This is a genomic window from Vibrio sp. 1402 (assembly GCF_033340275.1).
In genome coordinates this window covers 1-572 of record NZ_JAWOWE010000522.1, presented here as the reverse complement: position 1 = coordinate 572, position 572 = coordinate 1, and the positions used below count along the sequence as shown (strand labels likewise).

Sequence of the window (572 nt, the reverse complement as noted above, 5' to 3'; positions counted from 1 at the left end):
GGGTGATGAGCTTTCTAACTTAGCGACCTCTTTAAATAAAATGCAGGCATCTCTAACGGGGTTGATCGGCTCTATTTCAGTCGTGTCTGAAGAAGTTAAGTCGGTCACGAGTGAGTTGTCTGTTGTTAGCCAAGACATTGTTTCTGGTGCGAGTAGCCAAGCCGATAAAGCGAACCTCATCGCAACGGCGGCAGAAGAGCTGAGTTTGACCATTTCACAAGTGGCGGAACAAGGTGCGTCTACGTTTGAAGAAGCTCGTAAATCAGAAGCCACAGCCGAACAAGGCCGTACCGTCATTGTTGAAATGGTAGAGAGCATTCAACAGGTATCGAAGCAAATGGCGGACATGTCGGTTCAGATGAATCACCTTGGTGCTCATGGCGAGAAAATTGGCGCAGTCATTAAAGTGATTGAAGACATCGCAGAGCAAACTAACTTGCTTGCGTTAAACGCGGCAATTGAAGCTGCGCGTGCGGGTGAGCAAGGGCGAGGCTTTGCCGTAGTTGCCGATGAAGTACGCGTACTGGCTTCCAAGACCACTCAGTCGACCACTGAAATTGAGGCCATGATCA

1 protein-coding gene is annotated in these 572 nt (G+C 49.1%); it reads left to right on the top strand.

What is annotated here, in order from left to right; all coding sequences use genetic code 11:
* A partial coding sequence (locus tag R7044_RS27035; protein ID WP_225456206.1) for a methyl-accepting chemotaxis protein occupies nt 1-572 on the top strand: 572 nt, incomplete at both ends.